Annotated in this window: 24 protein-coding genes and 1 other annotated feature; of the genes, 6 read left to right on the top strand and 18 right to left on the bottom strand. The window is 47.3% G+C overall.

The genetic code is table 11. From position 1 onward, the window contains the following. Nucleotides 1-36: 36 nt before the first annotated feature. Nucleotides 37-1035: a GPR endopeptidase gene (gene gpr / locus HQN90_RS04270; protein ID WP_246362068.1), complete on the bottom strand. Its 999-nt coding sequence runs from the start codon at nt 1033-1035 to the stop codon at nt 37-39. A gap of 196 nt (nt 1036-1231) precedes the next feature. Here gpr and rpsT point away from each other — a divergent pair, with 196 nt between their 5' ends. After that, nucleotides 1232-1501: a 30S ribosomal protein S20 gene (gene rpsT / locus HQN90_RS04265; RefSeq protein WP_079411747.1), complete on the top strand. Its 270-nt coding sequence runs from the start codon at nt 1232-1234 to the stop codon at nt 1499-1501. A gap of 69 nt (nt 1502-1570) precedes the next feature. Here rpsT and holA read toward each other — a convergent pair whose 3' ends face one another. The 7 genes from holA to HQN90_RS04230 all read right to left on the bottom strand — a co-directional run bounded on the left by holA (nt 1571) and on the right by HQN90_RS04230 (nt 8286). Then, nucleotides 1571-2590: a DNA polymerase III subunit delta gene (gene holA / locus HQN90_RS04260; RefSeq protein WP_173216630.1), complete on the bottom strand. Its 1020-nt coding sequence runs from the start codon at nt 2588-2590 to the stop codon at nt 1571-1573. Between the two features lie 217 nt (nt 2591-2807). Then, a complete protein-coding gene (locus HQN90_RS04255; protein ID WP_173216629.1) occupies nt 2808-4031 on the bottom strand; it encodes an anti-sigma factor in 1224 nt (407 codons plus the stop codon). After that, nucleotides 4028-4576, bottom strand: a complete 549-nt coding sequence (locus tag HQN90_RS04250) for an RNA polymerase sigma factor (RefSeq protein ID WP_079411753.1) — start codon at nt 4574-4576, stop codon at nt 4028-4030. Before HQN90_RS04250 ends, HQN90_RS04255 begins: the two co-directional genes overlap by 4 nt. Nucleotides 4577-4891: 315 nt before the next feature. Next, nucleotides 4892-5494, bottom strand: coding sequence for a response regulator transcription factor (locus HQN90_RS04245; RefSeq protein ID WP_173216628.1), 603 nt, complete (start codon nt 5492-5494; stop codon nt 4892-4894). Between the two features lie 6 nt (nt 5495-5500). Then, on the bottom strand, nt 5501-6631 hold the full coding sequence (locus HQN90_RS04240) for a sensor histidine kinase (RefSeq protein WP_173216627.1): 1131 nt from the start codon (nt 6629-6631) through the stop codon (nt 5501-5503). A gap of 3 nt (nt 6632-6634) precedes the next feature. Next, nucleotides 6635-7375 carry an ABC transporter permease gene (locus tag HQN90_RS04235; protein WP_246362066.1) on the bottom strand — a complete coding sequence of 247 codons (741 nt, stop codon included), beginning with the start codon at nt 7373-7375 and terminating at the stop codon, nt 6635-6637. 26 nt (nt 7376-7401) lie between these two features. Continuing rightward, on the bottom strand, nt 7402-8286 hold the full coding sequence (locus HQN90_RS04230; protein ID WP_173216625.1) for an ABC transporter ATP-binding protein: 885 nt from the start codon (nt 8284-8286) through the stop codon (nt 7402-7404). A 169-nt stretch (nt 8287-8455) separates the two neighbouring features. Here HQN90_RS04230 and HQN90_RS04225 point away from each other — a divergent pair, with 169 nt between their 5' ends. From HQN90_RS04225 to HQN90_RS04210, 4 genes are read left to right on the top strand one after another with little or no spacing between them, the layout of a single operon-like run. Continuing rightward, entirely contained in the window at nt 8456-10027 is a 1572-nt protein-coding gene (locus HQN90_RS04225) for a spore germination protein (RefSeq protein ID WP_173216624.1), read from the top strand. A 1-nt stretch (nt 10028) separates the two neighbouring features. Next, nucleotides 10029-11138, top strand: coding sequence for a GerAB/ArcD/ProY family transporter (locus HQN90_RS04220; protein ID WP_173216623.1), 1110 nt, complete (start codon nt 10029-10031; stop codon nt 11136-11138). Next, a complete protein-coding gene (locus tag HQN90_RS04215; RefSeq protein ID WP_173216622.1) occupies nt 11128-12312 on the top strand; it encodes a Ger(x)C family spore germination protein in 1185 nt (394 codons plus the stop codon). The genes HQN90_RS04220 and HQN90_RS04215 overlap by 11 nt, the downstream gene beginning before the upstream one ends. 4 nt (nt 12313-12316) lie before the next feature. Next, on the top strand, nt 12317-12523 hold the full coding sequence (locus HQN90_RS04210) for a hypothetical protein (protein ID WP_173216508.1): 207 nt from the start codon (nt 12317-12319) through the stop codon (nt 12521-12523). Between the two features lie 70 nt (nt 12524-12593). Here HQN90_RS04210 and HQN90_RS04205 read toward each other — a convergent pair whose 3' ends face one another. From HQN90_RS04205 to HQN90_RS04190, 4 genes are all read right to left on the bottom strand, one after another. Further along, a complete protein-coding gene (locus HQN90_RS04205) occupies nt 12594-14630 on the bottom strand; it encodes a methyl-accepting chemotaxis protein (RefSeq protein ID WP_173216621.1) in 2037 nt (678 codons plus the stop codon). A 148-nt stretch (nt 14631-14778) separates the two neighbouring features. Continuing rightward, a complete protein-coding gene (locus HQN90_RS04200) occupies nt 14779-17352 on the bottom strand; it encodes a DNA internalization-related competence protein ComEC/Rec2 (RefSeq protein ID WP_173216620.1) in 2574 nt (857 codons plus the stop codon). 106 nt (nt 17353-17458) lie between these two features. Next, on the bottom strand, nt 17459-17971 hold the full coding sequence (locus tag HQN90_RS04195; RefSeq protein WP_173216619.1) for a deoxycytidylate deaminase: 513 nt from the start codon (nt 17969-17971) through the stop codon (nt 17459-17461). A gap of 102 nt (nt 17972-18073) precedes the next feature. Then, complete coding sequence (locus tag HQN90_RS04190; RefSeq protein WP_246362064.1) at nt 18074-18502, bottom strand: ComEA family DNA-binding protein; 429 nt, start codon at nt 18500-18502, stop codon at nt 18074-18076. A gap of 171 nt (nt 18503-18673) precedes the next feature. Here HQN90_RS04190 and comER point away from each other — a divergent pair, with 171 nt between their 5' ends. Further along, nucleotides 18674-19501 carry a late competence protein ComER gene (gene comER, locus HQN90_RS04185; RefSeq protein ID WP_173216618.1) on the top strand — a complete coding sequence of 276 codons (828 nt, stop codon included), beginning with the start codon at nt 18674-18676 and terminating at the stop codon, nt 19499-19501. 26 nt (nt 19502-19527) lie between these two features. Here the strand turns inward: comER and leuS are convergent, their stop codons facing one another. The 6 genes from leuS to HQN90_RS04155 all read right to left on the bottom strand — a co-directional run bounded on the left by leuS (nt 19528) and on the right by HQN90_RS04155 (nt 25523). Further along, a complete protein-coding gene (gene leuS / locus HQN90_RS04180) occupies nt 19528-21987 on the bottom strand; it encodes a leucine--tRNA ligase (RefSeq protein WP_173216617.1) in 2460 nt (819 codons plus the stop codon). A gap of 66 nt (nt 21988-22053) precedes the next feature. After that, nucleotides 22054-22290: a binding site (T-box leader), on the bottom strand. 70 nt (nt 22291-22360) lie between these two features. After that, the gene (locus HQN90_RS04175) at nt 22361-23122 is read right to left on the bottom strand and encodes a class I SAM-dependent DNA methyltransferase (RefSeq protein ID WP_173216616.1); all 762 of its coding nucleotides are present in this window, start codon (nt 23120-23122) and stop codon (nt 22361-22363) included. 1 nt (nt 23123) lies between these two features. Then, on the bottom strand, nt 23124-24017 hold the full coding sequence (locus HQN90_RS04170) for a CvfB family protein (protein WP_173216615.1): 894 nt from the start codon (nt 24015-24017) through the stop codon (nt 23124-23126). Then, nucleotides 24014-24361 carry a ribosome silencing factor gene (rsfS, locus tag HQN90_RS04165; protein WP_173216614.1) on the bottom strand — a complete coding sequence of 116 codons (348 nt, stop codon included), beginning with the start codon at nt 24359-24361 and terminating at the stop codon, nt 24014-24016. Before rsfS ends, HQN90_RS04170 begins: the two co-directional genes overlap by 4 nt. Before the next feature lie 15 nt (nt 24362-24376). Further along, entirely contained in the window at nt 24377-24946 is a 570-nt protein-coding gene (yqeK, locus tag HQN90_RS04160) for a bis(5'-nucleosyl)-tetraphosphatase (symmetrical) YqeK (protein WP_173216613.1), read from the bottom strand. Further along, nucleotides 24936-25523 carry a nicotinate-nucleotide adenylyltransferase gene (locus HQN90_RS04155; protein WP_173216612.1) on the bottom strand — a complete coding sequence of 196 codons (588 nt, stop codon included), beginning with the start codon at nt 25521-25523 and terminating at the stop codon, nt 24936-24938. Before HQN90_RS04155 ends, yqeK begins: the two co-directional genes overlap by 11 nt. Nucleotide 25524 lies beyond the last annotated feature (1 nt).

The following is a 25524-nucleotide window of genomic DNA, read 5'->3' as shown; positions in this document are numbered from 1 at the left end:
CCACTTATCTTCGTGGTTCAGCTCTTTATCCCCGTTTTAGTGCGTATAGGCAGCAACGTTATCCACGCTTACAGCGTCGTGTAGTGCAGCATTTAAGCCGCTTGCGATTATATTGGCTATATCCTCAATAAACTGGTCAATCTCCTTCGGTGTGACGAGCAGATCGTGTCCTACAGGGTTCAGGACTTCCTTCACCAACTGCAATCGTTCATCCTCATGGATATTGTCCAACAGTCCCAAAATCTGCCCAGTATTGCTTGTCTGCTCGCTAAAATGCTTATGCATGAGGTCAAATGCGTTGCTCACGATCGTAGAGGCATAAACAACGGTTGGCACCCCAATCGCAATGACAGGTATACCCAGATTCTCCTTGGTCAACCCTTTGCGCTTATTTCCGATCCCTGAGCCGGGGTGAATGCCTGTGTCGGCAATTTGAATCGTGGTGTTCACACGGTCCAAAGATCTGGACGCCAAGGCGTCAATCGCAATAATGAAATCCGGCTTCGATTTGTCAACAATCCCCTGAACGATATCGCTGCTTTCAATGCCCGTCGTTCCAAGCACGCCTGGCGCCACAGCACTAACAGCTCTATATCCGGGACTAACATCGTCTGGAACCAATTCAAAGTAATGTCTGGTGACCATGATGTTCTCAACCACAAGAGGACCAAGCGCATCCGGCGTCACATTGGAATTGCCCAACCCGATAATGAGAGCCTTTGCTTGTTTGGGGATGCCGATTTCGCGCAGAAATTGCTCGAATTCCTGAGCCAACTTAGTGGCGACACGATCCTGCAGTTGGCTGTCTTTTTCCCGCAAGGCCGGCACTTCTATCGTTATATAGTGACCGAGAAGCTTACCAAGCGCTTTGGAACCTTCTTCGTTCAAAACGTTAATTTTGGTCACTCGAATCCCATTTTCCCGCGTAGATTCCTGCTCAATGCCGGGAAGCGGCTGCCCGTGATTCGCAGCATGCGCCATATCCCGTGCATCTAACGCGAGATCCGTATGTGTTGTAAAAGAGCCTAAGTCCATTGACGTTCCCCTTTCTCTGGTGCCTTGCATCCCTTATTGTGTGACGATTTTTTCAGCCTTATACAAAAAAGAAGACCACTGAAAACCTATTGACAGGTCTTGCATTTTCAAATATTGCATGGTAGAATACTTAAAGTTGTCAGCAAACATACAAATGTAACGTTGAACCGTGTTTTGTAAGTAGGAGGTGAATTTCATGCCAAACATTAAATCCGCTATTAAACGAGTAAAAGTTAGCGAAAAGCGCCGTCTTCGCAACGCTTCCCAAAAGTCCGCTCTGCGTACTGCTGTGAAAGCTTTCGAAACTGCTGCAAGCAATAATGTTGAATCTGCCAAAGATGCTCTGATTAACGCTTCTAAGAAATTAGACAAAGCAGCTTCTAAAGGTTTAATCCATAAAAATGCCGCTAACCGCAAGAAGTCCCGTCTGGCTAAAAAGCTAAACGCTCTTACGGCCCAAGCGTAATACAAGGACATAAAGCAAAAGTCCAGCTCTCTTCGGAGGGCTGGACTTTTTTCTATCTGCTGTTTCTCCTTAGGCTGCAAGCCGAAGAAGAAACAATTCAAGACCTAACACTTTATCAATTTTCCCTGTTTTCATCTGATAATCCAGATCCGCCAGCTGCGACATGATAGCGCTCAACTTCTGAATATCGTACCGTCGGGCTTGTCCTTCTGCGACTTTCACGGCAAACGGATGCAAGCCGATCTGCGAGGCCATCTGCTGCTGGGAGTAGCCCTGTTTGCTGAGCTCCTTAACTTGAAGCATAATGCGGAATTGCCGAGCAATAAGCGATGCAATCTTGATGGGCTCCTCGCGCTGTTTCAGCAGTTCCTCCAGAATAACAAAAGCTCTCTCCAGTCTTACATTGACAATATCCTCAATGAGAATAAACACATTCTGCTCCGTGCTCCGAGCTACGAGCTCATCAACCACATGCACGGAGGCCTCAGCACCCACACCCACGTATAAGGAAATCTTCTCAATTTCTGCCGAAAGAGACTGCAAATTGCCACCGGTATACAGGATCAACTGATCAGCAGCTTCTTTAGCGAATGCAAAGCCCAGTTGCTCCGCCTGTTTAGCCACCCAAACCTGCAATTCATCTGCACTAAGCGAGAGGAACGGAACAGCTGCTTCGAGATCTTTGACCGCTTTAACAATTTTCTTGCGTTCATCCAGCTTGTCCGCATCTACCGTAAATACAACGACCGTATGATCTGCCGGCGACTTCAAATAATCCGTCAACCGATCCAGGTGATGCTCGATCTTCGTGCTCTCCTTGGCGCCGGTAAAGAATAAGGCGTTTTTGGCAATGACGAGCTTCTTCGGCACCATGAAAGGAAGGGTTTCCGCATCCTCCAAGACAGCAGATAGGCTGATTTCACTTAAATCAAATTTACTCACAGCGAACTCTTTGTGCTCAGGTTCAATGAGTAAATCAGTCAACACTTGAATAAACTCTCTCATCTTATATTTCTCAGGACCGTAGCACAAATACACCGGTGCCGGGCGGCCTGCTTGAATATCTTTCAATGCTCTCTTTGCATCCATGGCTAGCGTTCACTCCTTGCTTCCATTCTACCAACAACAAAGGGACTACGTCAAAGTCCGAAGACCCTGTCGTAATCCCTTTGTTTGTCTATTTAAACACCGGTGAAAGGCTCTAGAAACCTTAAACCGTGTGGACAAACCACCAATTGGCGCTGCGTGTTCTACTTCTTAAAGTATATACAGAGACTGCTCATTTGGTGCATGAATGTCGCAATTTTTAAGGAGCCACTTCTGTTTTGGCTTTCAGATCAATCCGAAACGATTGGAGGGTGTCTCCACTTTGCGTTTGATAAAATAGGATATCATCCTTGGACCACTCCAGAAGTGAAATCTGATCACCCGTTTGCCAAATATGCTTGGATTCGAAAACAATGTCTTTCGTGGCACTATTTCGAATGACAACATGCTGTTCTTCAACAACGGCTAAATAAACCTCTGAAGCAGATTTCAATGAAGTCACAGCCGGTGGAGCAGCATATAAAGATTGAATGCCAAAGGTATCACTGGACTCTTCACTTTTCTTCTCAAGCGGCGCCGTTTTCTGCTCTCCCGCTTTGGCCTGATTGGCTGCTTTGGCATCGTCACGCTTAGCGGGAGTTTCCGTTTGGACCGGTGGATTCATCGCACCAGCAGCTGGCTTATTCTCTGAATCCTTCTTCGTATTCGGATCCTTCATACGCTCCGGTTCGGTTGTCGAAGGTGCCACAGGCGCTTGATCAGAGCCTTTGACCGTATCTTTGCTGATGGCCAGCGGATCCTCCAGCTTCGCGCTTGTTGTCGCCTGAGGCGCTGTTCCAGCTCCTGCTGCATCATCCGCTTTGCGCTCTGTCTTCGGTGTGTCCGAAGTGGCTTCCTGCGTCGGTGTTGGCGTTCCTTCCGGCTTACTTTCAGCGCTGCTGGATGGCTGCACAGCCATCGAATTAGCGGCTGCCTTATTTCCAAGATCGCCAGCACCACCTTGTCCAGCACTTCTGGACTCTGACTTGCTTTGTGGCTGCATCAGGCCATCCGCGTTATCCAATACAGGATGGTTCAAATTAAAAACGAAGAAGCCAAGGATGAGACCCGCGGCCACGATCCCGCCTGCGAATTTCCATGAGAATTGCGATCCAATTCGGCGTGTCCTAGGGAGTTTAGAGGTCTGCCCATGGGCGGTCTGGCTCGTATTCGCGCCGATGACAGCCACTTTGTCAGTAATGGACGCCGCGCTATGTTGTCTATCCAATTCGGCTAGTTGCGGCATAATAGCATCGACTAAACTGTATGGAGGAACAACCTTGGGTAATTGGGTCAACTCATCGGACAATTTCTGTAAACGTTCAAACATCTGTGCACAGTCCAAACAGCGCGCCAGGTGAGCGTGAAGCTCATCTTCTTCCTGAACATCCAGATCTCCATCCAGTTGTCTTTGCATAAATTCCATCACCTCTTGACAATTCATCCCCGAACACCTCCTTTCTGATAGTCTTGGAGCAGCGACTGCAATTGCTGTCTCGCTCGAAATAAGTATGACTTCACCGTATTCAGTGGCAAGTTCAGCGATTCTGCAATCTCATGATACGAAAAGTCCTGCAAATAACGAAGAACAACGACAGATCGATGGTGCTCGGGAAGCTTATCTATTGCCTCTCGAATGTCTTTGGCTAAATAGCCGGTCATAATTTCATATTCCACATTATGCTCTGCAGTAAAAGTCATATCATGCTCATCAATAGAAACCGTTGGTTTCGCCTTGCGAAATTTATCGATGCAGATGTTAGTTACAATCCGCTGTACCCACGTCTTGAATAGCGCTTTTTCTTCATACGAATTAATTTTTGTATAAATCCGAAGGAGCGCCTCCTGTGAAGCATCAAGGGCATCCTGTTCATTATTCAAAATATAATAAGCGGTTCTATAGACGTGAGACTCAATTTCTCGCAATAGGGTAATGAGAGCATCACGATCACCGGCTTGAGCTGATCTAACCAGTTCGGGTGCTACCACTGGGATCCCTCCCTCTTGCAATCTTACAGACGCAGCTGCGGCTCATAAGGTTGCAAATCTTTTAGAATAAAATACAATAGCGTCTTGCAACTAACAGAATAACAAACTTTCATGAATAAATACACACTTCTTAGACGCATATGAACAATATTAGTTTCATCTCTGTCAAATCCAAGCCTCCCTTTTGTACTTTGGTCAAATTACTTTCATTGTAAGTGATTTTGCACATTGGGAAAGTACTATGTTTATCTAGTACCTAGAGAGCAAAAAACTCGTGCTCCCTTAACGGGCTCACGAGCTCTTCTCAAACCTCATCTATTGAAGCCAACCGTTCTTTTCGGCGATCGCAATCGCATCAATGCGATTCTTGGCATCCAGCTTCTGCAATATCTCGGACACATAGTTGCGAATGGTACCGCTCGAGAGGAATAGCTGCTTGGCCATCTCCCCTGCCGATAATCCCTGTGCGATCAGCTTAAGAATGTCCTGTTCTCTGCTCGTGAGCGGATTCTCCGCTTCCCAGAATTGAAGAGCAAGCTCCGGTGAAATCGCCCGGCCCCCGCTCTCTACTTTGCGCAGCGCTTCACTTAACTCCTGAATCGGTGCATCCTTCAACAGATACCCGTGAACACCGGCTTTCATCGCTCGCTGAAAATAGCCGGAACGAGAGAAGGTGGTCAAGATGACCACGCGGCAAGTCATTTTAGCTTCTTTTATTTTATCGGCAACATCCAGGCCTGTCAGCTTAGGCATTTCAATATCCATAATACAGAGATCAGGCTGAAGCGCCTGAATCATTTCCAAAGCCTGTTCGCCATTAGCTGCCTGACCAACAACTTCAATATCATCCTCAAGATCCAGCAGAGCACTCAGTGCCCCTCGAAGCATACCTTGGTCTTCAGCAACCACAACTCGCATTCACGCTCACCCTTTCGCTTCATATTGTTTGATTATCCTGGGGATTTGGATGACAAGACTGGTTTCGGCTTCTGTGCCTATATGGAACGTCATTGTGCCTTCAATTAATTCCAGACGTTCTCTCATCCCCAGCAAGCCGCGCCCCGAAGAAGGCAGCTGTTGTTTATTCCTCTCGCAAACTGGGCCGTTATCCGACAAGCTCATGTTCCAGTAAGCCCGATCCTCCTGAAGCTTCAATGTACAAATCGTCGCCCCGCTATGTTTAATCACATTCGTGATGGCTTCTTTCAAACACATGCCCAAAATATTCTGAACCATAGGAGGCATCTCGGATAAATCGACCTGATTGTCCACATCAAATACCATACCGGCCGCACGTAAAATTTCTTCGGATTTCTTCAGTTCTTCCGTAATAGAGACCATGTTCATCCCTGAAATCAATTCACGCACCTGCTTCAACGCCGCTCGGGAAGTCGCTTGAATATCCTTCACTTCCTGCACAGCCCGCTCCGGATTCTTGAGGATCAATTTCTCTGCCAGCTCACTTTTGAGCGTGATCAAAGACAGCGTATGCCCGAGGGTATCATGCAGATCGCGGGAAATCCGCTGCCGTTCATCCAGCTTAGCCAGACGAGCAATCTCATCGTTGGCAAGCGTTAATTTCTCCCTCAGCTCATTTTCCTTCATTCTCGATCGAATTCCGAACGGAAGGATAAGCATAATGACAAGAGAAGGCAAGAAATACCAAAGCCCGTCGCCATAAAATTGATCGAAATCCAGCAAAATAATGAAAATGACCGTCGTTATCAAAACAGCGAGGGTTAAGAAAAACTGTCTTGTCGTTGGCAGCAGCCCCATTAAGGGAATTGTATAGAAAAACATGTAGATCAAATACGGACTATAAGTCGTGGAAAAAAACAGGATCATCGCACAAATGAGCACAATGTAAATGAATCTCCGCTTGGCATCCCGAAATCCCAATGTGACACAAAGCGCAAAAACAGCTAATAAAGCAAAGCCGGCCCACATTTGTGGAAGCGGCTTTGACGTTAATGTCATGATGGGAAAAATTAAGTAGAAGAACCACAAATACCAAAGATCAACCGGAGATTTCCGGCTTTTGAGAAGCTTGCTCATCGTTTAGGCCGCCTTCTGTTTTTGCAGGATATACGATGATAATACCACAAATACGACCCCGTAACCGATCAGAATGAGTACGCCGCTCCATGTTAAACCTACGCCGGATATGATATTCCAAGCACCTTGACCATAACGAAACGTAGGGACATATTGCGCAATGGTTTGCATGATTTTGGGCATCGCCTGCGTTGGAAACCATAATCCTCCAAGGACAGAAGAACCCATGAAAATAATTTGCGCTACAACTTGTGTCACCTCAACGGTTTTGCATGTGCCTATCAGAAGGCCAAGCGCCATAAAGGGCAAGGAACCTAACCAAATCCACAATCCGCAGCCGACCCATTGTAACAACGTAAGCTCCACGCCTTTGACAAGCCCGCCGAGCAGAAACATAAAGATAATGGTGACCAAATTAATGATGCTATGAGAAACAATTTTCGATAAAACATAGGCGCTTGACGGCAGCGGCGTAATTTCAATCATCCGAAGCCAGCCCTGCGTTCTTTCCTGGGCGAACTTAATGCTGAGCGTATTCACACAAGCTCCGACAACTCCAAAAACGGTCATCGACATCAAATAATACGCTTTCCAGGAAACCCCTCCAACCTCCGTATTATCCCCAACCGTTGAGGAGAAAATAAAATAAAAAATGGCAGGCATAATCAACGAAAACATAAAAAATCGTTTATTGCGAAACGTTCTGAGCAGCTCCGCTTTACATTGAGCAATCATGGCTCTCATTGACGTCATCTCCTTCATATCCCTATTTATTGTTGAACCAGAAACTGAAAAGCGTCTTCTAACCCGCCCGCATGGATTTCAATATCTTTGATATCCAGCTGCCGCTGAACCATGGCGAAGATCAGTTTATCCGTGTCCGTACTCGTGATTTTCACCTTGCGACCACTCCATGTCACATCGTTAACGCAAGGCAGCGAAGCAAGCTGAGCTTCTGTTAAATGGGCACCCGCTGTGAAAAGAATCGTTTTCCGATTCGTAGAAGCTTTGATTTCCGTCGAAGTCCCGTCCGCGATCAGCTTGCCTTTGTTGATGACAACAATTCTGTCCGCGATGCTGTCTGCTTCTTCCAAATAGTGAGTCGTAAGAATAATCGTTCTGCCGTTGGCCGCCATCCCGCGAACCGTTTCCCAGAATTGTTGCCTCGCGGTAATATCCATGCCGACAGTTGGCTCATCCAGAAACAGCAAGCCAGGATCCCCCGCCAATGCGAGAGCGAAGCCCAGTCTGCGCTTTTGGCCTCCGGAGAGCGAGGAAGCACGCTTGTTTTTCTCTGCTTCAAGCCCCGATATGTGCAGCAAATGGTCCAGCGGCAATGAATGGCTGTAGTAGTGCCGGAACAGGTCAATCGTTTCCAGAACCGTCAGACCATCAATCACATTGACTTCTTGAAGCATCGCCCCCAAGCGATTCCGAACGGCTCTGTCCTGGGGATTTCTGTCCCAGATACGAACGTTTCCCTTGGTTGGGAGCAGCAGGCCGAGCATCATAGAGACCGTCGTTGTTTTCCCAGCCCCATTAGGCCCTAGAAGCGCAACGACACTTCCCTCTTCAATCGTTAAGGATAGGTTATCCACAGCAGCTCTTCCTTTGAACTCTTTGGTTACTTGGTCAATTTGAATGATTGGTTTCATAAGCCACCTCACAACGTTTTCTTTGATGTACCAATCTTATCGCAGATATCGCCCTGACATCATTCACAGGTATCATCGATTTGAGATGACAAATGTCATTTCGGTTAATTTAGGGCAAAAAGGTAAATATTGAAGGTATGCATTTGCGTAACATGGGAGGCAGCACATCATGTTCAAACAATTATTCGGCAAAAAACCGATCCGACGAGCAACCATTCCGGCAACGACGCAAATTCAAAAAAATCAATCCGCTTCCACTTCCAACCAAGGACTTGCTCTTGAATTACAAGATAACCTCGCCATGATTAAAATGCAGCTGCATAACCCAAGCGATCTGATGATAAGAGAGTTCACCATTGGCGAGGAACAGCATCCCTGTGCGTTAGTCAGCTTTGACGGACTGGTGGACACCACGCTTATCAATGACCAGCTGCTCAAACCGATGCTCCATTCTTATCAACATACAGCTGCGTCTCCTACTGAACTGATGACCATTTTGACGCAGCAAATATTAACGACATATGATCTTGAAATCGAAGATGTTGTGGATGACATGCTAACGGCTTTATTGTCTGGAAACACCCTTCTTCTGCTCGACAAACTGCAGCAAGGCATACTAATTTCCAGCTGCGGCTGGAAAACACGCGCTGTTGAAGAATCGCAAACAGAGTCCATCATTCGAGGTCCCCGTGTAGGCTTTTCCGAGGATCTAAGGACAAATACGGCAATGATCCGTAGGAGAATTAAAGATAAAAACCTCGTCTTCGATACCTATCAAGTCGGACGTAGAGGGAAAAGAGAAGTTGTCGTTACTTATATCGCGGATATCGTCCATCCTGAGCTGGTGAAGGAGGTTACGCGCAGAATAAACACAATTGATATCGACGATATAGAAGGGTCCGGATATTTAGAGCAGTGGATCGCGGACAGCTTTCTTAGTCCCTTTCCGGTTATTTTGAATACAGAGCGGCCTGATAAAGTGTCTGGCTCCATTCTCCAGGGACGAGTGGGCATTTTGGTGGATGGGGACCCTTTCGCTCTCATTTTGCCGATTACCTTCGCCTCCAGCATGCAATCACCCGAAGACTTTTACCAAAATTGGCTGATTAGTACCCTAACTCGCGCCTTAAGGATGATTTCCGCTTTCATCGCTACTTTCTTGCCTGCTCTTTATATTGCTTTACTCGAATTTCATCATGGCATGATTCCCTCCAAACTAGCTTTCTCCATAGCCGGGGCGCGAGAAGGTGTGCCGTTTCCCGCGGTCATTGAAGCCTTTGTCATGGAATTCACCTTGGAACTGCTCAGAGAAGCAGGCTTGCGGCTGCCGAAGCCAATTGGTCAAACCATAGGGATCGTTGGGGGACTAGTCATCGGAGAGTCTGCGGTAGCCGCAGGCATGGTCAGCCCCGTTATGGTCATTGTGGTAGCAGTCACAGCTATTGCTTCCTTCTCCTTGCCGTCTTACTCCTTCGCCATATCACTGCGCATGATGCGGTTCGGCATTATGCTGGTTGCCGCCGTTTTCGGGCTTTACGGCATCATTCTGGCTTACATTATGATCAACATCCACATCGTTAATCTAAAGAGCTTTGGCATTCCGTACTCAACGCCGTTTGCGCCGATATTTATTCGCGACTGGAAAGATCTCATCCTGAGGGCTCCCCTTTTCTTTCTGAGAAAACGGCCCAAAATGCTGCAAACCAAAAATGAAGAACGCATGCTGCCGAGGAGAAAATAATATGAAAACCTTTGAATACGGAGATCGAGAGATCGGCTTTTTGGATATGGTGATTACCATTTCCTCGATGATTATTGGGGTAGGCGTCATTATGCTGCCGCGGGATTTGGCGAAAACCGTCCAATCGTCGGATGGGTGGGTATCCATCTTTTTTGCAGGCATTATCGCCGCCGGCTTTGCCTGGCTGCTTGCCTATATTGCGACTCACTTTAGCAAACAGGGCTATTTTGCCTATGCGACTGCGGCCGTTACGAAACCTCTCGCAATCGTTGCTGTATTTTCCCTTTCCGCTTATTTTCTCTGCTTTGCCGCCTACGAGGTTAGAGCGATAGCCAATATTTCCAAGCAATATTTATTTGAAAATACACCTGTCGAAGTCATTTCCTTAGCGTTCTTGCTTGTTGTCGTGTATGGGGTATCAGGCGCTCGTGTTGGCCTTATTCGATTAAATATCCTGTTTATCCCGATTGTCATCACCATAACGGTACTCGTCCTTCTGTTCAGTCTGGGAATCGTTGATTCCAAAGAATTAAAGCCGTTTCTCATCACCGATTGGAAAGCGATAACCGTTGGGATTAAAAATACGACCTTTTCGCTCTTGGGGTTTGAAATCATCCTATTCTATATCACCTTGATGAACCGCCCCAAGGATGCCCCAAAAGCCGTAGTCTTCGGAATTCTACTCCCCGTCATTTTGTACGCAGCTATCTATCTTGTATGTGTAGGCGTATTTTCACAGATGACATTGCAGGAAATTACTTACCCCGCAGTAGAATTAGCCAAAGAAATGCAAATTCCAGGCGAATTTTTTGAACGGTTTGAATCGATTTTTTTTACAATATGGATAATGACTGTATTTACAACAACCGTTATGGCCTTTGATTGTGCTGTGTTTGCGCTCCATTCGATTTTCCCTAAAAAAAAACATATCAAATTGGTTTTTCTATTAAGTCCAGTCATTTATTTATTTTGCATGTTTCCAAAAAACTTAACGGATTTTGGTAAAATAAGCAGCGTTATCACACATTACGGCGTCATCGTCAGCATCTTGTTTCCTATCATCATTTTTATGGTTGCAAAGCTTCGAGGAGTGAAAAGTGATGCCACTTAAAGCCCTATCAACCTTATTAGGACTTGGCTGTGCCGTCTTGCTCTTAACAGGGTGCTGGGATCGCGTAGAAATCAATGATCGAGGATTTGTTGTAGGGGTTGCCGTGGACTATAAAGAAGCAGGAGAAAAAAACCTGTACACAGGCACCTTTCAAATGATGGTTCCAGGCGGTTTGAAGCAAAGCAATACCCAAAATAATAGTGCGCCTCATGCCACGCAAGCCTATTTCAACATTTCAACTTCGGAAAACTCCATGCCCGCTATAGCCGCAAGAATGGCTGCCAAAACAAGCCGCACTCCTTATTTCGAACATTTAAAGGTTATCATTGTCTCCAGCGAGGTGGCGAAGAGTAAAGCCGCTTTCCCCAGCATGCTGGACTATTTCCTAAGGAACAGCGAGATGCGCCGAGGCGTCCAAGTGTTGATCGCGGAAGGAAAAGCGTCGGATATCCTGGATATTGAGCCTAACAATGAAACCACACCGATTGACTACATCTCTTCGATTGCCAAAAATAATAAAAAAACCAACTACATGCTGCCTCAGTCGCGAATTGGAGATGTCCACGAGAGTTTAATCAAACGCGAAAGCTATGTGATACAAAAAGTAAAAAGAGAAAATAAAGATCTAAGCTTGAATGGGAGTGCCTTATTCGATGGTGCAACCAATCAATTGGTTGGATTCTTGAATGGGGAAGAAACGCAAGGTCTCAACTTTATCACCAAAGGAGTGAAGGGCGGAATTGTTGAAGCTAATTTTGGCGATGAAATCATTGGTTTTAAGGTCGAGCGAGCAAGACGCAAATTCATCGTTAAACAGACAAGCCCAGACCACTTTAAATTTACAATTAAACTAGTTGCTGAGGGTGTTCTCGATAAATCGCTTACCGACGGCGATCCAACAGAATCCAAAACACTGGAATCCTTGCAAAAAAAACTGGAAGAAACACTCATCAAGAATTCGAATAAAGTCATTGCGAAACTTCAAAAGACTTACAAGAAAGATGCTCTGGGACTCGGCGCGTATCTATTTGAAAATCACTACAAAATGTGGAAGCCAATCTCTGAGAATTGGGATACAGGTTCGAATCTATTTTCCCAAACGGAGGTTGAAGTACAGGCTCAGGTTATTATCCGACGAGTTGGAAATATATTTGAAGTCTCAAAGGAGCGATAAGACCATGTGGTCATCTTTCATTGGCTTAATTCCATCCGGTTTAGTCGTGCTTTGCACCATCTTGTCCTACGTTGTTCCACTGGGTATTTACTCGATCAATCAAATGCTGCATAAATATGGCGACCCGCCATGGATGCAAACAGCCGTACCTGAACAAGTTGATCAGCAGTCTACAAACTATGGAGAAGCATTGCTCAAAGAAAATGAATAAAACGAAACAAATAAAACAGCCCAACAAGACATTCCTTTACCGGAAACCGTCTTCTTGGGCTGTTCCTATTTTAAACTTTGAACTTGGATAAGGAATCTTGGAGAGCAACGGAAAGCTTCTCTAATTTGTCCGACAGCTGCACCAGCCCTTTGCTAATGCTAAGTTGATCGGAGCTTAAAGAAGCGACTTGCTCAGAGTTAGCCAGCGACTGCTCGGACACCGCACCAACGCTCATCATGGTATCACTGAGCACGCCTTGCGATGCTTCCAGCTTCAAGACGGTTTGACTGACGGAACCCAATTGTTCCCTGAAACTAACCGTTCTCCCCTGCACTTGTTTGAACAGCAAATCCGCTTCTTTCACAGATTGAATTTGTTCTTGATATATCGGATAGGCTTCCGAAAGAACGGCCACTGTATCAATGACTTCATTTTGAATCGTTTCTGTGATATGTCCTACGGTTTCAATTGATTTGCGAGACTGATCGGCCAGCTTGCGAATTTCATCGGCTACGACCATGAATCCCTTCCCCGCTTCCCCGGCGCGCGCGGCTTCGATGGTGGCATTAAGCGAAAGAATATTCGTTTGCTTGGTCATCTGGCTTAAGATATCGAGCACTTTTCGAATCGACAGCGTGCTATCCTTCAATTTATCGACTTTCTCAACCATCGAACGTGTCATCTCTTCGGTCATGCTAGTTTTGGCGATAAGCTCTTCCATATAGCGGGTCCCCGTCCTGCTTGAGCTCTCCATCTCCTCTGCTGCAATCCCCATCACTTCATTGGCTTGTACAACACTGGTAATTTGTTGTCCGATTTGCATCGTCAGCTCATTCCCTCGTTCAGCCTGAGCGGCCAAGCCCGATGCACCGCCGGAAATTTCATTGATCGCTGCGGCGATTTCACTTGCTGCCGCAGCCGTATGCTTGGAGGACACGGACAATTCTGCAGCCGTTTGCAACACTTCCTCGGAAGAATGCGTCGTTTGTTTGAACAATTCCGTAATTTGCCTCATCATCGCATCGAGGCTGCTGCCTAATTGGCCGATTTCATCTTTGGATTTGGTCTGTACACGAATGCGCAGATCTCCTCCGGCTCCATCCTCCATCAAATTCCGTATATGGCCCAATGGCTTCCCAATCATTCTGGCAACCAAATATCCGACCCCTGCGGCCAAAACTAACGCGCATAGGGAAACAATAAGCGTTAAATTATAGATCACTTCCATATCTTTGGTCAGATCATGAATCGGAATAATACCGACCGTGAACCAGCCAGTCGCCTCTGATTTGGACAAAACAATTTGTTTCGTTCCATCTGCTGAAACAAAGGAATCGCTCTTTTTGCCTTTGCTTTCTTCGCGGATCGGGTAGCCGGAAGCAGCCCCCATTTGAGCGGAATCTTGACTGTAAACAACCAGTCCTGCCCCATCTACAACTTGAATCGCCCCGCTGTCCCCCATTTGAATAGAAGCGAGCTGATTCTTAACAATATCCAAGCTGATATCAAACAAAGCAATGTAGTATTCATTGGAATTCGCTTGATGTATGAGACTTCCAACTGAAATTACAGGTGTTGTATTGCGATTGTCCTTTGGCTTCGTGGACAACCATAACGGCTCTCCGTCTTTGGCAACAATAGCCTTAAACCAATCTTGATCAGCATAGTTTTTCTCAGACATCAAGCTCGATTTGGTTTGAATAATATCCCCATCGGACGTAAACAATTCCATCGACTGGATACCCTCATTGGAATATAAGTAAGCCGATAACGTTGCTTCTAAGATTGACATATTTTCATTGTATTCTCGTGAATCTTTTTTTAAATTTGAAGCCTTCCCGACTTGCTGCTGAAGTGGAGCATCCATCACAAGCTGAAGAGACAGCTTCTGATACAATTGATAGACAAAATCCAATTTCTGCTCGGCCTGTACAATCGTTTGGAGAGAAGCATCTGTAACTTTTGTCTGCATCACATTTTTCGAAATCTGGTACGAGGCAACACCCATGAAGATAACAAAGAATAGACTGCTTGCAATGATCGATAAACTAATCTTCATTCCTACTGATTTCAATTTGGACAGACGTACGCTGGATTTTTTTGACATTAATCATCCCACCACCATGTCGATTTATGTAATTAGCAAACGGTCGATTTACAATTTCGACACAATCCATTAAAACCCTTCCCAAAAATGACCATTTCAATCAATTTTATGTAACATTGGCTGTCACTTGTAAATAAAGCCCTATGCCTTACGGCCCAGATAGCTTTTTTCTGAAAAATAGGCCAGTTTCCCTAACCTCCACCTGCACCTCTCCCATCTGATCCGTTCGAAATACCGCGATGCCGCCTTCATTTAAGCGCTGCAGCACATCAGGCGCAGGGTGGCCATAGCTATTCACAGCACCTACAGAAATAACCGCCAAGGATGGCCGCCAATAATCGAGCCACTCCTGCGTGGTTGACGTTTTGCTGCCATGATGGGCAATTTTCAAAACATCCACCAGATGTGCGGCATCCTTATTTCCATTTGAATTCCTTTCTAGGAACGCAGGATGTCCTTTCATAAAGTCCAGTACCTTCCGTTCCGATTCCTTCTCCATGTCGCCAGTAAACAACCAACGCGTGCCCTGCATCTCCAATAAAAAAACGACGGATTGCGCATTTTGCTCCTTCACAATTTCAAGCTGCTGCGCCTCCTCTTCCATGGGATATAAGATACGAAATTTGGTTTGCGGATCAAGCTGAATCCAGTGACTGGCATTGGCAGGCAAAAGCGGTACTTTGCGCGCAACCAGCGTCTCAAATAATTGGGCGGTTTGAGCCCCAGGCTTAAAGGTGCCGTTAAACAGGAATTGGCTAACCCGCATCTGAGAAGCAACAGCCTGCAATCCCCCGCTGTGATCGGCATCCTCATGTGTGAGCACAACAAGATCCAATTGATGAACACCGCGTTTCTTAAGCAGCGGAACTAACAGCTTAGCTCCAACCTCATAGGGGTCCTTTCGCGTCTTCCAGCTTTCTCCTGCCTTCCTGAAAGTCAGCGTTCCCCCGCCATCAATCAAGATGTGCTTTCCATACGGCGTACGAATGAGAATCGCATCACCTTGACCAACATCAATAAACTGGACGATTCCTGTTCGATTCCATCGCTCCGGCGTATAGCCTATCCAAAGCAACATAAGGAAACATCCGCAGGTACAACCCAACCACATCGGAACGTTAAATTTTGTTCGGGCTTGAGGACTCTCCAGATTTACCGGCTGCTGCTCTAGCCTTGACTCAGCTAAACGCCGCCATAACCAATAGATCGCAACCAGCAGCAGGTAATACAAAATGATCCAGATCAGGCTTGGCGTTGGCCAAATTTGCTTAAACACCTGCAGTTGTTGAAGCTGATCTGTCGACCAGAAGATGGCCCCATTGAGCCAAGAGATACCTATTCCCAGCCCTTTCCCAGCAGGCACATACACAATCCCCGAAGCGGTAGCAAGCAGTCCTGCCGGGAACACCACCAAACTGATGACAGGTACCAAGATGGCATTCGCCAGCCAAGACAATAACGAAAACTGATTAAAATAATAGATCGAAACAGGAAACGAGATCACTTGCGAAACGAGGGTAATGGAGGCGGTATTTCGCAGTATGGAAGAGGGAATGCATGGCATAAGCAAATCATTCACGCGCTGGACGCCAAGGATAAGCCCTAATGTGACCAAGAAAGAGAGCTGAAAGCTGATATCCAGCACATAATAGGGATTCCACAGCAGCATAATCCAAGCAACGATCGCCATAATATGCAGGACGTCCTTCATCAAGCCTTTGCGGGCTGCAAAGAGTCCAACCATGGACATGAGTCCGGCTCTTACAATCGAGGGCGAAGCTCCCGTCAATAAAATATAAAATGGCAGCAGCCAGATGCAGATTAGCAGATAGGTTTCCTTGGTTAACTTCATTCGGCGCATCAGCCCTATGCATACCCCTAGAAAGACGGCAATATTCAGGCCCGAGATAGCTAAAATGTGGGTCAAGCCCAGCTCCGAAAATTGCTGGAAGCGCTCTGGATCCAAATCATCGGTCAGGCCGATGAGCATGCTCTTCATAAACCCCGCCTGCGGCGCGGGGAAGATCAGGTCCATGCGCCTGCTGAGCGCATCGCGCAGCTCATCGTTCCAGCGCAGCAGCTGGACGATGCCGAAGCGCGCTGCCGCAGGCTCGACCTGCGCCTGATCCACCCCACTGGCCGCAAGCAGCCAATGGGTGTGGTGAAGGCGCAGATATCGGCGGTAGTCGAAGCCGCCGAAGTTGCGGGCCGGGGACGGACTGCGCAGCGTCCCCGTCAGCGTCAAGGCGTCGCCTCGGCGCCAGCCCGACGCCCCAGCCTGCTGCGCCTGCTCCAGCAGGCGCAGCGAGACCTGCACGCTTTCCCCGCCAAGCGGGAAAGCCTCGTCCTGGAAGCGGACGGTCGCCGCTTCCACGGTGAAGCTGGCCCTGTCGCCGTCGACGGTGACAGGGCTGGAGAAACGGCCGAGCAGCGTGACCTCGCTGCCGTCCGGGTTCAGCCGCTGCTGCTGCGCCAGCGGCAGCGCAGTGACATTGCGCTGGTCGACCCCTTGGTAGTAGCCGAAGGCTACACCGACCAGCAGCAGGGCGCACAGCGGCTGTCTGCCAGGCAGCCGCAGCGCATAAATGACGATCAGCGCGACCAGCAGCAGCGCGCTCGTCGTCCAGGTCAACCACCGGAGCTCGCTGTATAGCGCAAGCACATACCCAGTTATCCACAGGCAGCAGCCTAGAACAACTGGCCTTTTCATAAGATTGGTCATGCTCCAGCTCCTCTGCTTGCAAAGAAAAAAACCTCTCTCCAGCCTTGCCCGATGGGCAACAGCCGGAAAGAGGTTCTTCCTCATTCGCTTTGCATAATTTCACTGCTTAATTGACAACCTCAGACACTGTTCCGTGAGGAGGCTCGTAGCCTTCCATTCGCCGGAAGGCAATGCCGCGTGACACCATTAACTCGCTGACTTTCTCGTGATCCTTCGGATATCCCCGATGAAAAACAATCTCGGTCACACCGCTATTTGCCAACATGTTCGCACAGGTCCAGCACGGTTGATCCGTGACATATACTGTTGAGCCTTCACGATCTTCCCTATCCGTGAATAGCAGTAAATTTTGTTCGGCATGAATGGTTCGAATACAGCGCTGTTTGCGAATAACTTCCTCGATATCCGCCACAACTTTCAGCTCAATTTCTTCCACGAGCATACAACCTGCTTCCGTGCAGTCCGGTACGCCCATTGGGGCCCCATTATAGGCCGTTCCGAGCAGCTTCTTTCCTTGTACTAATACAGCGCCAACATGCCGGCGGTTGCATCTGGAGCGTGTAGAGGCCATGTAAGCAATATCCAAAAAATAAGTATCCCAATCTTTACGAATGCTCATAACGGAGCTGTTTCCTCCTTCCCATGCCCCCTGATTCGTTGACATGGATTGCCTTTTTCATTTCTAGTATTCTCTCATACTTCCTAGCAAAATAAAAGCTGGCTATGGCGAACTGACATACACCAACGGCTTTAATTTCTCCAGCATCTTCTCGCCGATGCCTTTGACCTCCGTCAATTCATCCACTTGGCTGAATCGCCCTTTTTGCAACCGATAGTCCAGAATCGCCTGGGCTTTGCTGTTCCCAATCCCGGGAAGTTCGTTTAATTGCTCAAATGTAGCCGAATTCAAATCTAATATAGCTGCTGTAGATTTGGCTGCAGGACTAGCACTATGTACTGGCTTGGACTCCGAACTTACAATTGATTCTTCCGCCACTTTTTCCAGCATCGCTTGCATTTGATTATTCATAGGGACAAACTCGGTTTCGATCTGAGACCTTCCGCCACGTAGGAATGGCCATACGACCCCGATCAATAAACAAAGCACAGCTAAGATCAGCAGAACCTTAACTTTTCTATAACCACCCAACTTCACAAATTCCCCCCATTCTTTCCCTTTTCTTCAGGCAAGCAAGCGTTCCTAGCATATTCGATGATCTGTGAGCATATAGATGAAAAAGCATCCGAATGGCAACTTAAACTGACTCCGTTTTATAAATATGCACAAAAGTGACTGATTTTTTTCGGGAGGGATTACTAGATGAAAGCAGGATTCATCGGTACTGGGAGTATGGGAAGTATTCTGATTGAAGCTTTTATTCATTCTGGGGCTTTCAATCCGGAGCAAATTATTGCTGGAAATCGTACGATTCGTAAAGTAGAGCTGCTTGCTCAGACATATCCTGGGCTTCAAGTTGCCCGATCGAATAGAGAAGTGGCTGCACAGAGCGATATCATTTTTCTTTGTGTGAAGCCATCTGAATTAAAAACAGTTATTGATGAAATTAAAGAGGACGTGCTTCCTTCTCAATTCGTTGTATCGATCACAAGTCCCGTCCTGATCAAACATTTGGAAGGCCTTCTCTCCGCTAAAATAAGTAAAATTATCCCAAGCATCACGAATTATGTATTAAGCGGCGCCACGTTGTGCATTCATGGAAATCGGATGCAGCCTGAAGACAAAGAGTGGCTCGAGAACTTATTCGCCTATATTTCCTCGCCTATCTGTGTGTCTGAAAATTATACCCGCATTTCTTCTGATTTATCTAGCTGCGGCCCCGCATTTCTGGCCAATTTCATTCAATCCTTTATTGATGCTGCAGTTGAGGCAACCGGTATTTCAAGTGAGGAAGCCACACTGTTAGCTAGTGAAATGACACTTGGCACAGGTAAGCTGCTGACAACAGGGGGGTTCAATCCAATTTCCTTGCAAAAGCGTGTTTCCGTTCCGGGAGGTATTACAGAAGAAGGTTTACATATCTTAAAAGAAGAACTTGCTGGGGTATTCGCACGGGTCATTTCGGCGACACATGCCAAATATGAAGAGGATCTGGAGAAGGCCGAGCTTCGCTTTACTTTGAAGCAATAGCCTTCCCCATCGTCTCCCTTATCTTATTAACCTACAACGATATTGACTAATTTCCCTTTGACGACAATCAATTTGCGAACGGCCTTTCCGGCGGTCGCTTCTTTGACTTTATCGAGATCAAAAGCGATTTTCTCCATCGCTGCTTCATCTGTATCTTTGCTGATCAGTACTCGATCGACAATTTTGCCATTGACCTGCACCACGATTTCAATCTCATTATCAACTGTCCATGCTTCATCGTACGTTGGCCATGGCTCATACGTGATGGACTCCGTGCCGCCAAGCTTCTCCCATAGCTCTTCTGCTAAGTGAGGAGCAAGCGGTGAAAGCATTTGAACGAAGTTCTTCATGGCTTCCAGCGGCAAGCGTTCTGTTTTGTAAGCCTCATTGACGAAAATCATCATTTGGCTGATGGCTGTATTAAACCGAAGAGCTTCAAAATCCTCAGTAATTTTTTTGATGCTGCGGTGCCAAGTCCGTTTGAAGCTATCGCTGCCCAACTGCTCATCTGCACTGATTTTGGCTTGAACTTGACCGTTCTCATCCACAAACAAGCGCCATACACGGTTCAAATAGCGGTAGATCCCGTCTACGCCCGTCGTATTCCAAGGTTTGGTCGCTTCAAGCGGCCCCATGAACATTTCATAAATACGCAGTGTATCCGCACCTTGATCGCTTACGATATCATCCGGATTGACAACATTGCCGCGAGATTTACTCATTTTCTCCATGTTCTCGCCCAGGATCATCCCTTGATTCACCAGCTTATGGAACGGCTCTTTGGTGTGTACGAAACCAAGGTCGTACAGGACTTTGTGCCAGAAACGCGCATACAGCAAGTGAAGTACGGCATGCTCCGCACCGCCGATATACAGGTCTACAGGCAGCCATTGCTGTTGAAGCTCATGGGAGCAGAATTCCTGATCATTGTGCGGGTCGATGAAACGCAGGTAGTACCAGCAGCTGCCAGCCCATTGCGGCATCGTATTCGTTTCACGGCGGGCTTTCATGCCGGTCTCCGGATCAATCGTATTTACCCACTCGGATACGTTCGCCAGCGGTGATTCTCCAGTGCCGGATGGTTTAATTTCGTCTACCTGAGGAAGCAGCAATGGCAATTGATCCACAGGAACTGGCTTCATCGTGCCATCTTCCAAGTGAAGAATCGGAATCGGCTCTCCCCAATAACGTTGACGGCTGAACAGCCAATCGCGCAAACGGTACGTCACTTTGCCGCGGCCTTTGCCTTGCTCCTCCAACCATGCGATCATGTGGCTGATCCCTTGCTCGATGTTCATGCCATTGATCGGCTCGGAATTAACGTGAGCGCCATCCCCTGCATAGGCTTCCTTCTCAATATCTCCGCCTTGCACGACTTCAATAATCGGCAAATCGAATTGCTTCGCAAACTCCCAGTCACGCTGATCGTGTCCCGGAACCGCCATAATGGCTCCAGTCCCATATCCGCCAAGTACATAATCTGCAATCCAGATTGGCACTTTTGCCCCATTCACTGGATTAACCGCATAAGCGCCCGTGAATACACCTGTTTTGTCTTTGGCCAGATCTGTACGTTCAAGATCGCTTTTACGGGAAGCTTTCTCTTGATACTCTTTAATCGCAGCTTCTTGCTCGCCTGTAGTAATTTGTGCGACAAGCTCATGCTCAGGTGCCAATACGCAGTACGTAGCTCCAAAAAGCGTATCTGGACGTGTCGTGAAGACAGTTAAATTGTTCTCTGCATGCCCTTCAATCGCGAATTGAACTTCCGCCCCAGTCGATTTCCCAATCCAATTGCGCTGCATATCTTTAATACTTTCGGACCAGTCAAGCTCCTCTAGATCTTCCAGCAGTCTTTCTGCGTATTCGGTAATTCTCAGAATCCATTGGCGCATCGGCTTGCGAATCACCGGGTGACCGCCGCGCTCGCTCAAACCATCAATAACTTCTTCATTAGCCAGAACTGTTCCTAGCGCAGGACACCAGTTAACGGGTACTTCGTCTACATAAGCAAGTCCTTTATTGTACAGCTGGATGAAGATCCACTGCGTCCACTTGTAATATTCCGGATCTGTCGTGCTGATCTCACGATCCCAATCGTAGGAAAAGCCCAAGGATTTAATTTGACGACGGAAAGTGTCAATATTGGTCTTCGTGAATTCCCGCGGATCGTTCCCTGTATCAAGAGCATATTGCTCTGCCGGGAGCCCGAACGCATCCCAACCCATCGGATGCAAGACATTAAAGCCTCTCATCCGTTTGAAGCGTGATACGATATCTGTTGCTGTGTAGCCTTCCGGATGTCCTACATGCAGACCTGCTCCGGATGGGTAAGGGAACATATCAAGCGCATAGAACTTCGGTTTATCCGAGTTGTCCAATACCTTGAACGTTTTCTTAGCATCCCAATAGCCTTGCCATTTGGGCTCAATTGCTTGGGGATTATAACCTTGCGTTTCTCTTGTTTCTTTCAATTCCTGTGTCATCTACAATTGCCTCCTATGTTCAAAGCGCTATAAGCACCAAAAAACCCCTCATCGCTAGCGGATATCGCTAGGGACGAGAGGTAAGATTCCCGTGGTACCACCCTAGTTAACACAAGACATTCTTTGCCTGTGTTCACTCTGCCCCTTAACGCGGGTGAGACGATCCGGCTAGCACCAAGCCTGCTGGTGTTCACCTTCTAGCTCCAAGGCGAGTTCACAAGACTAACATCTACCGGCTTCCACCCTTTAACCGATTCTCTGAAAGATGCTCTGCAAGTTACTATTCCTCTTCTAAGCTTTAAGCACATCTGATTGTCTTTGATTATATGTAAAATAATGCCGCAATGTCAAGCAGTTGCTGACATCTTCGCCGTTATTTCTTCGCAATGAAGAAAGCTCGCTCCGTCAAGCGGGTAGGTTCATCCCATGTAAAGTCTGCAGCCAAATGCACCTCAGAGAAACCGGCTGCCAGCAGCATTTGGTGAAGCCAATCCAGGGGATACGCTCGCTGCTGGTGTATTTCGTCGATTCGCCGGAAGACATCCTTATGGCCGCTTTCTTTGACAAAAATGGTTAAATCATGCTCGATTTGGACTCTTTCCTCATCAAGCTCGCTTGTCCAGATGTAGGCAACATCTTCTTCATTCAGGAAAAAAGGCTGAGATTCTGCGTAAGCGAACAATTGCTCCGGCGTATGTACATCAAAAAGAAACAAACCGCCTGGTTTCAGTCCCTCAAACGTTTGACGGAAAGCATCTGTAATGTCTTCTTCTTCCAGCAAGTAATTCAGACTATCACAGAAAGAAATCGCAGCATCTACCGGCTCCCCCAAATCCCATTCCCGCAGATCCTGCTGAACCCAGCGAATCGCTCCGCCGCGAAACGGGCTTTTGTGTTCTGCTGCTTTTTGCTCAGCGACCGCGAGCATGTCCTCCGACAAGTCAATCCCTGTCATCTGATATCCTGCCACAGCTAACGGAATCGTTAGGTTTCCAGTCCCGCAGCCAAGATCAGCTATCACTGCTGGCTGCAAGCCGTAACGATCGAAGCTTTCTTTGGCAAACCGCAGCCAATCCTCGTAAGGCATGTTATTCATCAAGCGATCATACGTGTAGGCAAATTTCTCATAACTCATATCAGCCTTGCGTCTCCTCTGGCTTCAGATAGGTCCAGTCCTCTTCTTGATAAATGAGCCCATCCTTCATCAGCTTGCCTAGAGCGCGTTTGAAGGCTGCTTTGCTCAGACCAAAGCGATCCTTGATGATGTCTGCCGACGTTTTATCGGAAAAGGGCATTGCATTGCCCGGACGCTCTCGCAGGACACTGAGAATCTTATCGGCGTCTTCATCGCGGCCTTTTTCCTTCGCTAGACGCATCGACAGGTTGACTCGTCCATCTTCTTCCCTGACAAAAGCAACGCGCAGATCGACTAACTCCCCAACACGCAGCAAGCGTGTTCGTTCCGGTGCAGCAATGAGTCCAATAACCCCGTAGCCAAGCACGCCGGCTTCACAAATAACGAAGGTACCGATTTGCAGCGGTCGATAAACACGTCCTTTGACCCACTGATGGCTCCAGCTGGATGGGGCGCGAACACATAATGGCGCCAAATCCTCTTCCAACGCTAATTTTGCAATTAAACGGCCTTGGCGATCATGTGCTAATGTCGCAAAAACCTTATCTCCCACCAAGGGTCGAAGCTCTTCCAGTTCGGGTACATTTCGGTATGGAAGGAGCAGGTTGCGACCCAATCCCATTTCGAGAAAATAACCAAATCGCGGATGGATATCGACCACTTCAAGCAGGCCGACCTCGCCCATCTGAATAAGCGGACGCTTCATCGTAGCCATTAAACGGTCCTGTGTATCGTGGAACAAGAAAGTTTCCACTTGATCGCCAGGCTTAATTTTCCCTACAATTTCCGCATATGGCAAAAGGACATCCTGATAGCCATCGCTCAGGAAATAGCCATTAGGCGGAACTTCCCTTGCTACCTCTAGGGTAACAAGGGATCCTGCTTCCAGTCTCATACGCGCTCCACAACCTTGGCATCGGACCAAAGTCTTTCGATATTGTAGTATTCACGATCATCGCGGTGGAAAACATGGAGAACAACATCCCCTAGATCAAGCAGAACCCATCTTGCCGTATCAATCCCTTCGAAGCCTCGGATATTTACGCCGTATTCATGCGCTTTCTTTCTGGCTTCGCTGGCAATAGCTTGCACTTGTGTTTCGCTGTTCCCGTGGCAAATAACGAAATAATCAGCAATAATGGACAGGCCTTGCAAGTTTAAAGTCACCACATCTGCTGCTTTTTTATCTTCAGCCGCTTCAACAACGAAAGCCAATATTTCCTCAGGGTTTTTACTCATTCAATCATCCTCCAATTATTCTTTGTTTATTTGATGAATCAAATCATTCCGGGTCAAAATGGTCAGCGGATAAATCCGCTTGCCCTTGGACAGCAAAAAGCCAATCGTAGAATCAAATCCGGCTATTAAAGCCTTCTCCAAACTATGCTCCGCAAGTTCACGAATCAAGCCCACAGCAGGGAAATCACGTCCAGGCTCCATATAATCGGCTAAACAGACGATTTTGTCGAGCAGCGTCATCTGTTCACGACCGGAAGTATGGTACCGGATGGCATCCAAAATCTCTTCATCTTCGATTCCAAACTGCGCCTTGGCGATATAGGCCCCGGCGTGAGAATGCCATAGTTCTTTGTCAAATGCCAACAAATCTTGGGGTAAATCATTCTCGCGAATAATCTTAGCTTGCTCTTGAACAGGCCAATACTTGCAATAATCGTGCAAAATAGCTGCCAGATCTGCCTTCACAGGCTCTCCGCCAAACCGATTGGCCAAGATGACGCTAGTTTCCATCACGCCAAGGGTATGAAGCCAGCGGCGTTCCGGCATTTGCTCCTTAACTGCGGCAATAAGCTGCTCACGTTTCATACAATCGGTTCACCTCCAAGTAACGATTCACGGCCTCAGGAACCAGATAACGGACAGACCCGCTCCGCTGTCTTTCCTCTCGAATGATGGTTGAAGAAATATCAACCTGTGGCATCGGCACGAGTTTAACGCGACTTCGAATGTGTGCGGGGATTTGGTCCATATCGAGCTCATAGCCAGGCCTAGCTAATCCAATAAAACGAATATGCCGCACGATGTCATCGATTCGATGCCACTGCGGCAAATATTGAACCATATCTGCGCCTATAATATAAGCAAATTCTGTATCCGGATACGCCTGAACCAAAAGTTCAATCGTATGGATACTATAAGATACGCCGCCTTTGGTAATTTCGATATCAATTGGACGAAAAAAAGGATTGCCCTCAGCAGCAAGGCAAACCATCTCCCATCGCTGCTGTGTTGAAGCTTTTGGGGCGTTTGGTTTGTGCGGAGGCACATTAGCTGGCATCAGCCACACTTCGTCCAGACCTGCTTCCACCCTCGCACGCTCAGCCGCGATCAAATGACCGGTATGAATCGGATCAAAGGTGCCTCCCATTATTCCGACAAGCATG

Origin of the sequence: Paenibacillus alba, assembly GCF_013204855.1 — a bacterium.
Taxonomy (GTDB): domain Bacteria; phylum Bacillota; class Bacilli; order Paenibacillales; family NBRC-103111; genus Paenibacillus_E; species Paenibacillus_E alba.
Note: the sequence above shows the minus strand (reverse complement) of the source record. Positions and strands in the feature narration are given on the sequence as shown.

Coding starts and splice junctions, on each gene's coding strand:
- gpr (WP_246362068.1), bottom strand. CDS start 1,035: ATGGACTTAGGCTCTTTTACAACACATACGGATCTCGCGTTAGATGCA.
- rpsT (WP_079411747.1), top strand. CDS start 1,232: ATGCCAAACATTAAATCCGCTATTAAACGAGTAAAAGTTAGCGAAAAG.
- holA (WP_173216630.1), bottom strand. CDS start 2,590: ATGGATGCAAAGAGAGCATTGAAAGATATTCAAGCAGGCCGCCCGGCA.
- HQN90_RS04255 (WP_173216629.1), bottom strand. CDS start 4,031: ATGAATTGTCAAGAGGTGATGGAATTTATGCAAAGACAACTGGATGGA.
- HQN90_RS04245 (WP_173216628.1), bottom strand. CDS start 5,494: ATGCGAGTTGTGGTTGCTGAAGACCAAGGTATGCTTCGAGGGGCACTG.
- HQN90_RS04240 (WP_173216627.1), bottom strand. CDS start 6,631: ATGAGCAAGCTTCTCAAAAGCCGGAAATCTCCGGTTGATCTTTGGTAT.
- HQN90_RS04235 (WP_246362066.1), bottom strand. CDS start 7,375: ATGAGAGCCATGATTGCTCAATGTAAAGCGGAGCTGCTCAGAACGTTT.
- HQN90_RS04230 (WP_173216625.1), bottom strand. CDS start 8,286: ATGAAACCAATCATTCAAATTGACCAAGTAACCAAAGAGTTCAAAGGA.
- HQN90_RS04225 (WP_173216624.1), top strand. CDS start 8,456: ATGTTCAAACAATTATTCGGCAAAAAACCGATCCGACGAGCAACCATT.
- HQN90_RS04220 (WP_173216623.1), top strand. CDS start 10,029: ATGAAAACCTTTGAATACGGAGATCGAGAGATCGGCTTTTTGGATATG.
- HQN90_RS04215 (WP_173216622.1), top strand. CDS start 11,128: ATGCCACTTAAAGCCCTATCAACCTTATTAGGACTTGGCTGTGCCGTC.
- HQN90_RS04210 (WP_173216508.1), top strand. CDS start 12,317: ATGTGGTCATCTTTCATTGGCTTAATTCCATCCGGTTTAGTCGTGCTT.
- HQN90_RS04205 (WP_173216621.1), bottom strand. CDS start 14,630: ATGTCAAAAAAATCCAGCGTACGTCTGTCCAAATTGAAATCAGTAGGA.
- HQN90_RS04200 (WP_173216620.1), bottom strand. CDS start 17,352: ATGACCAATCTTATGAAAAGGCCAGTTGTTCTAGGCTGCTGCCTGTGG.
- HQN90_RS04195 (WP_173216619.1), bottom strand. CDS start 17,971: ATGAGCATTCGTAAAGATTGGGATACTTATTTTTTGGATATTGCTTAC.
- comER (WP_173216618.1), top strand. CDS start 18,674: ATGAAAGCAGGATTCATCGGTACTGGGAGTATGGGAAGTATTCTGATT.
- leuS (WP_173216617.1), bottom strand. CDS start 21,987: ATGACACAGGAATTGAAAGAAACAAGAGAAACGCAAGGTTATAATCCC.
- HQN90_RS04175 (WP_173216616.1), bottom strand. CDS start 23,122: ATGAGTTATGAGAAATTTGCCTACACGTATGATCGCTTGATGAATAAC.
- HQN90_RS04170 (WP_173216615.1), bottom strand. CDS start 24,017: ATGAGACTGGAAGCAGGATCCCTTGTTACCCTAGAGGTAGCAAGGGAA.
- rsfS (WP_173216614.1), bottom strand. CDS start 24,361: ATGAGTAAAAACCCTGAGGAAATATTGGCTTTCGTTGTTGAAGCGGCT.
- yqeK (WP_173216613.1), bottom strand. CDS start 24,946: ATGAAACGTGAGCAGCTTATTGCCGCAGTTAAGGAGCAAATGCCGGAA.
- HQN90_RS04155 (WP_173216612.1), bottom strand. CDS start 25,523: ATGCTTGTCGGAATAATGGGAGGCACCTTTGATCCGATTCATACCGGT.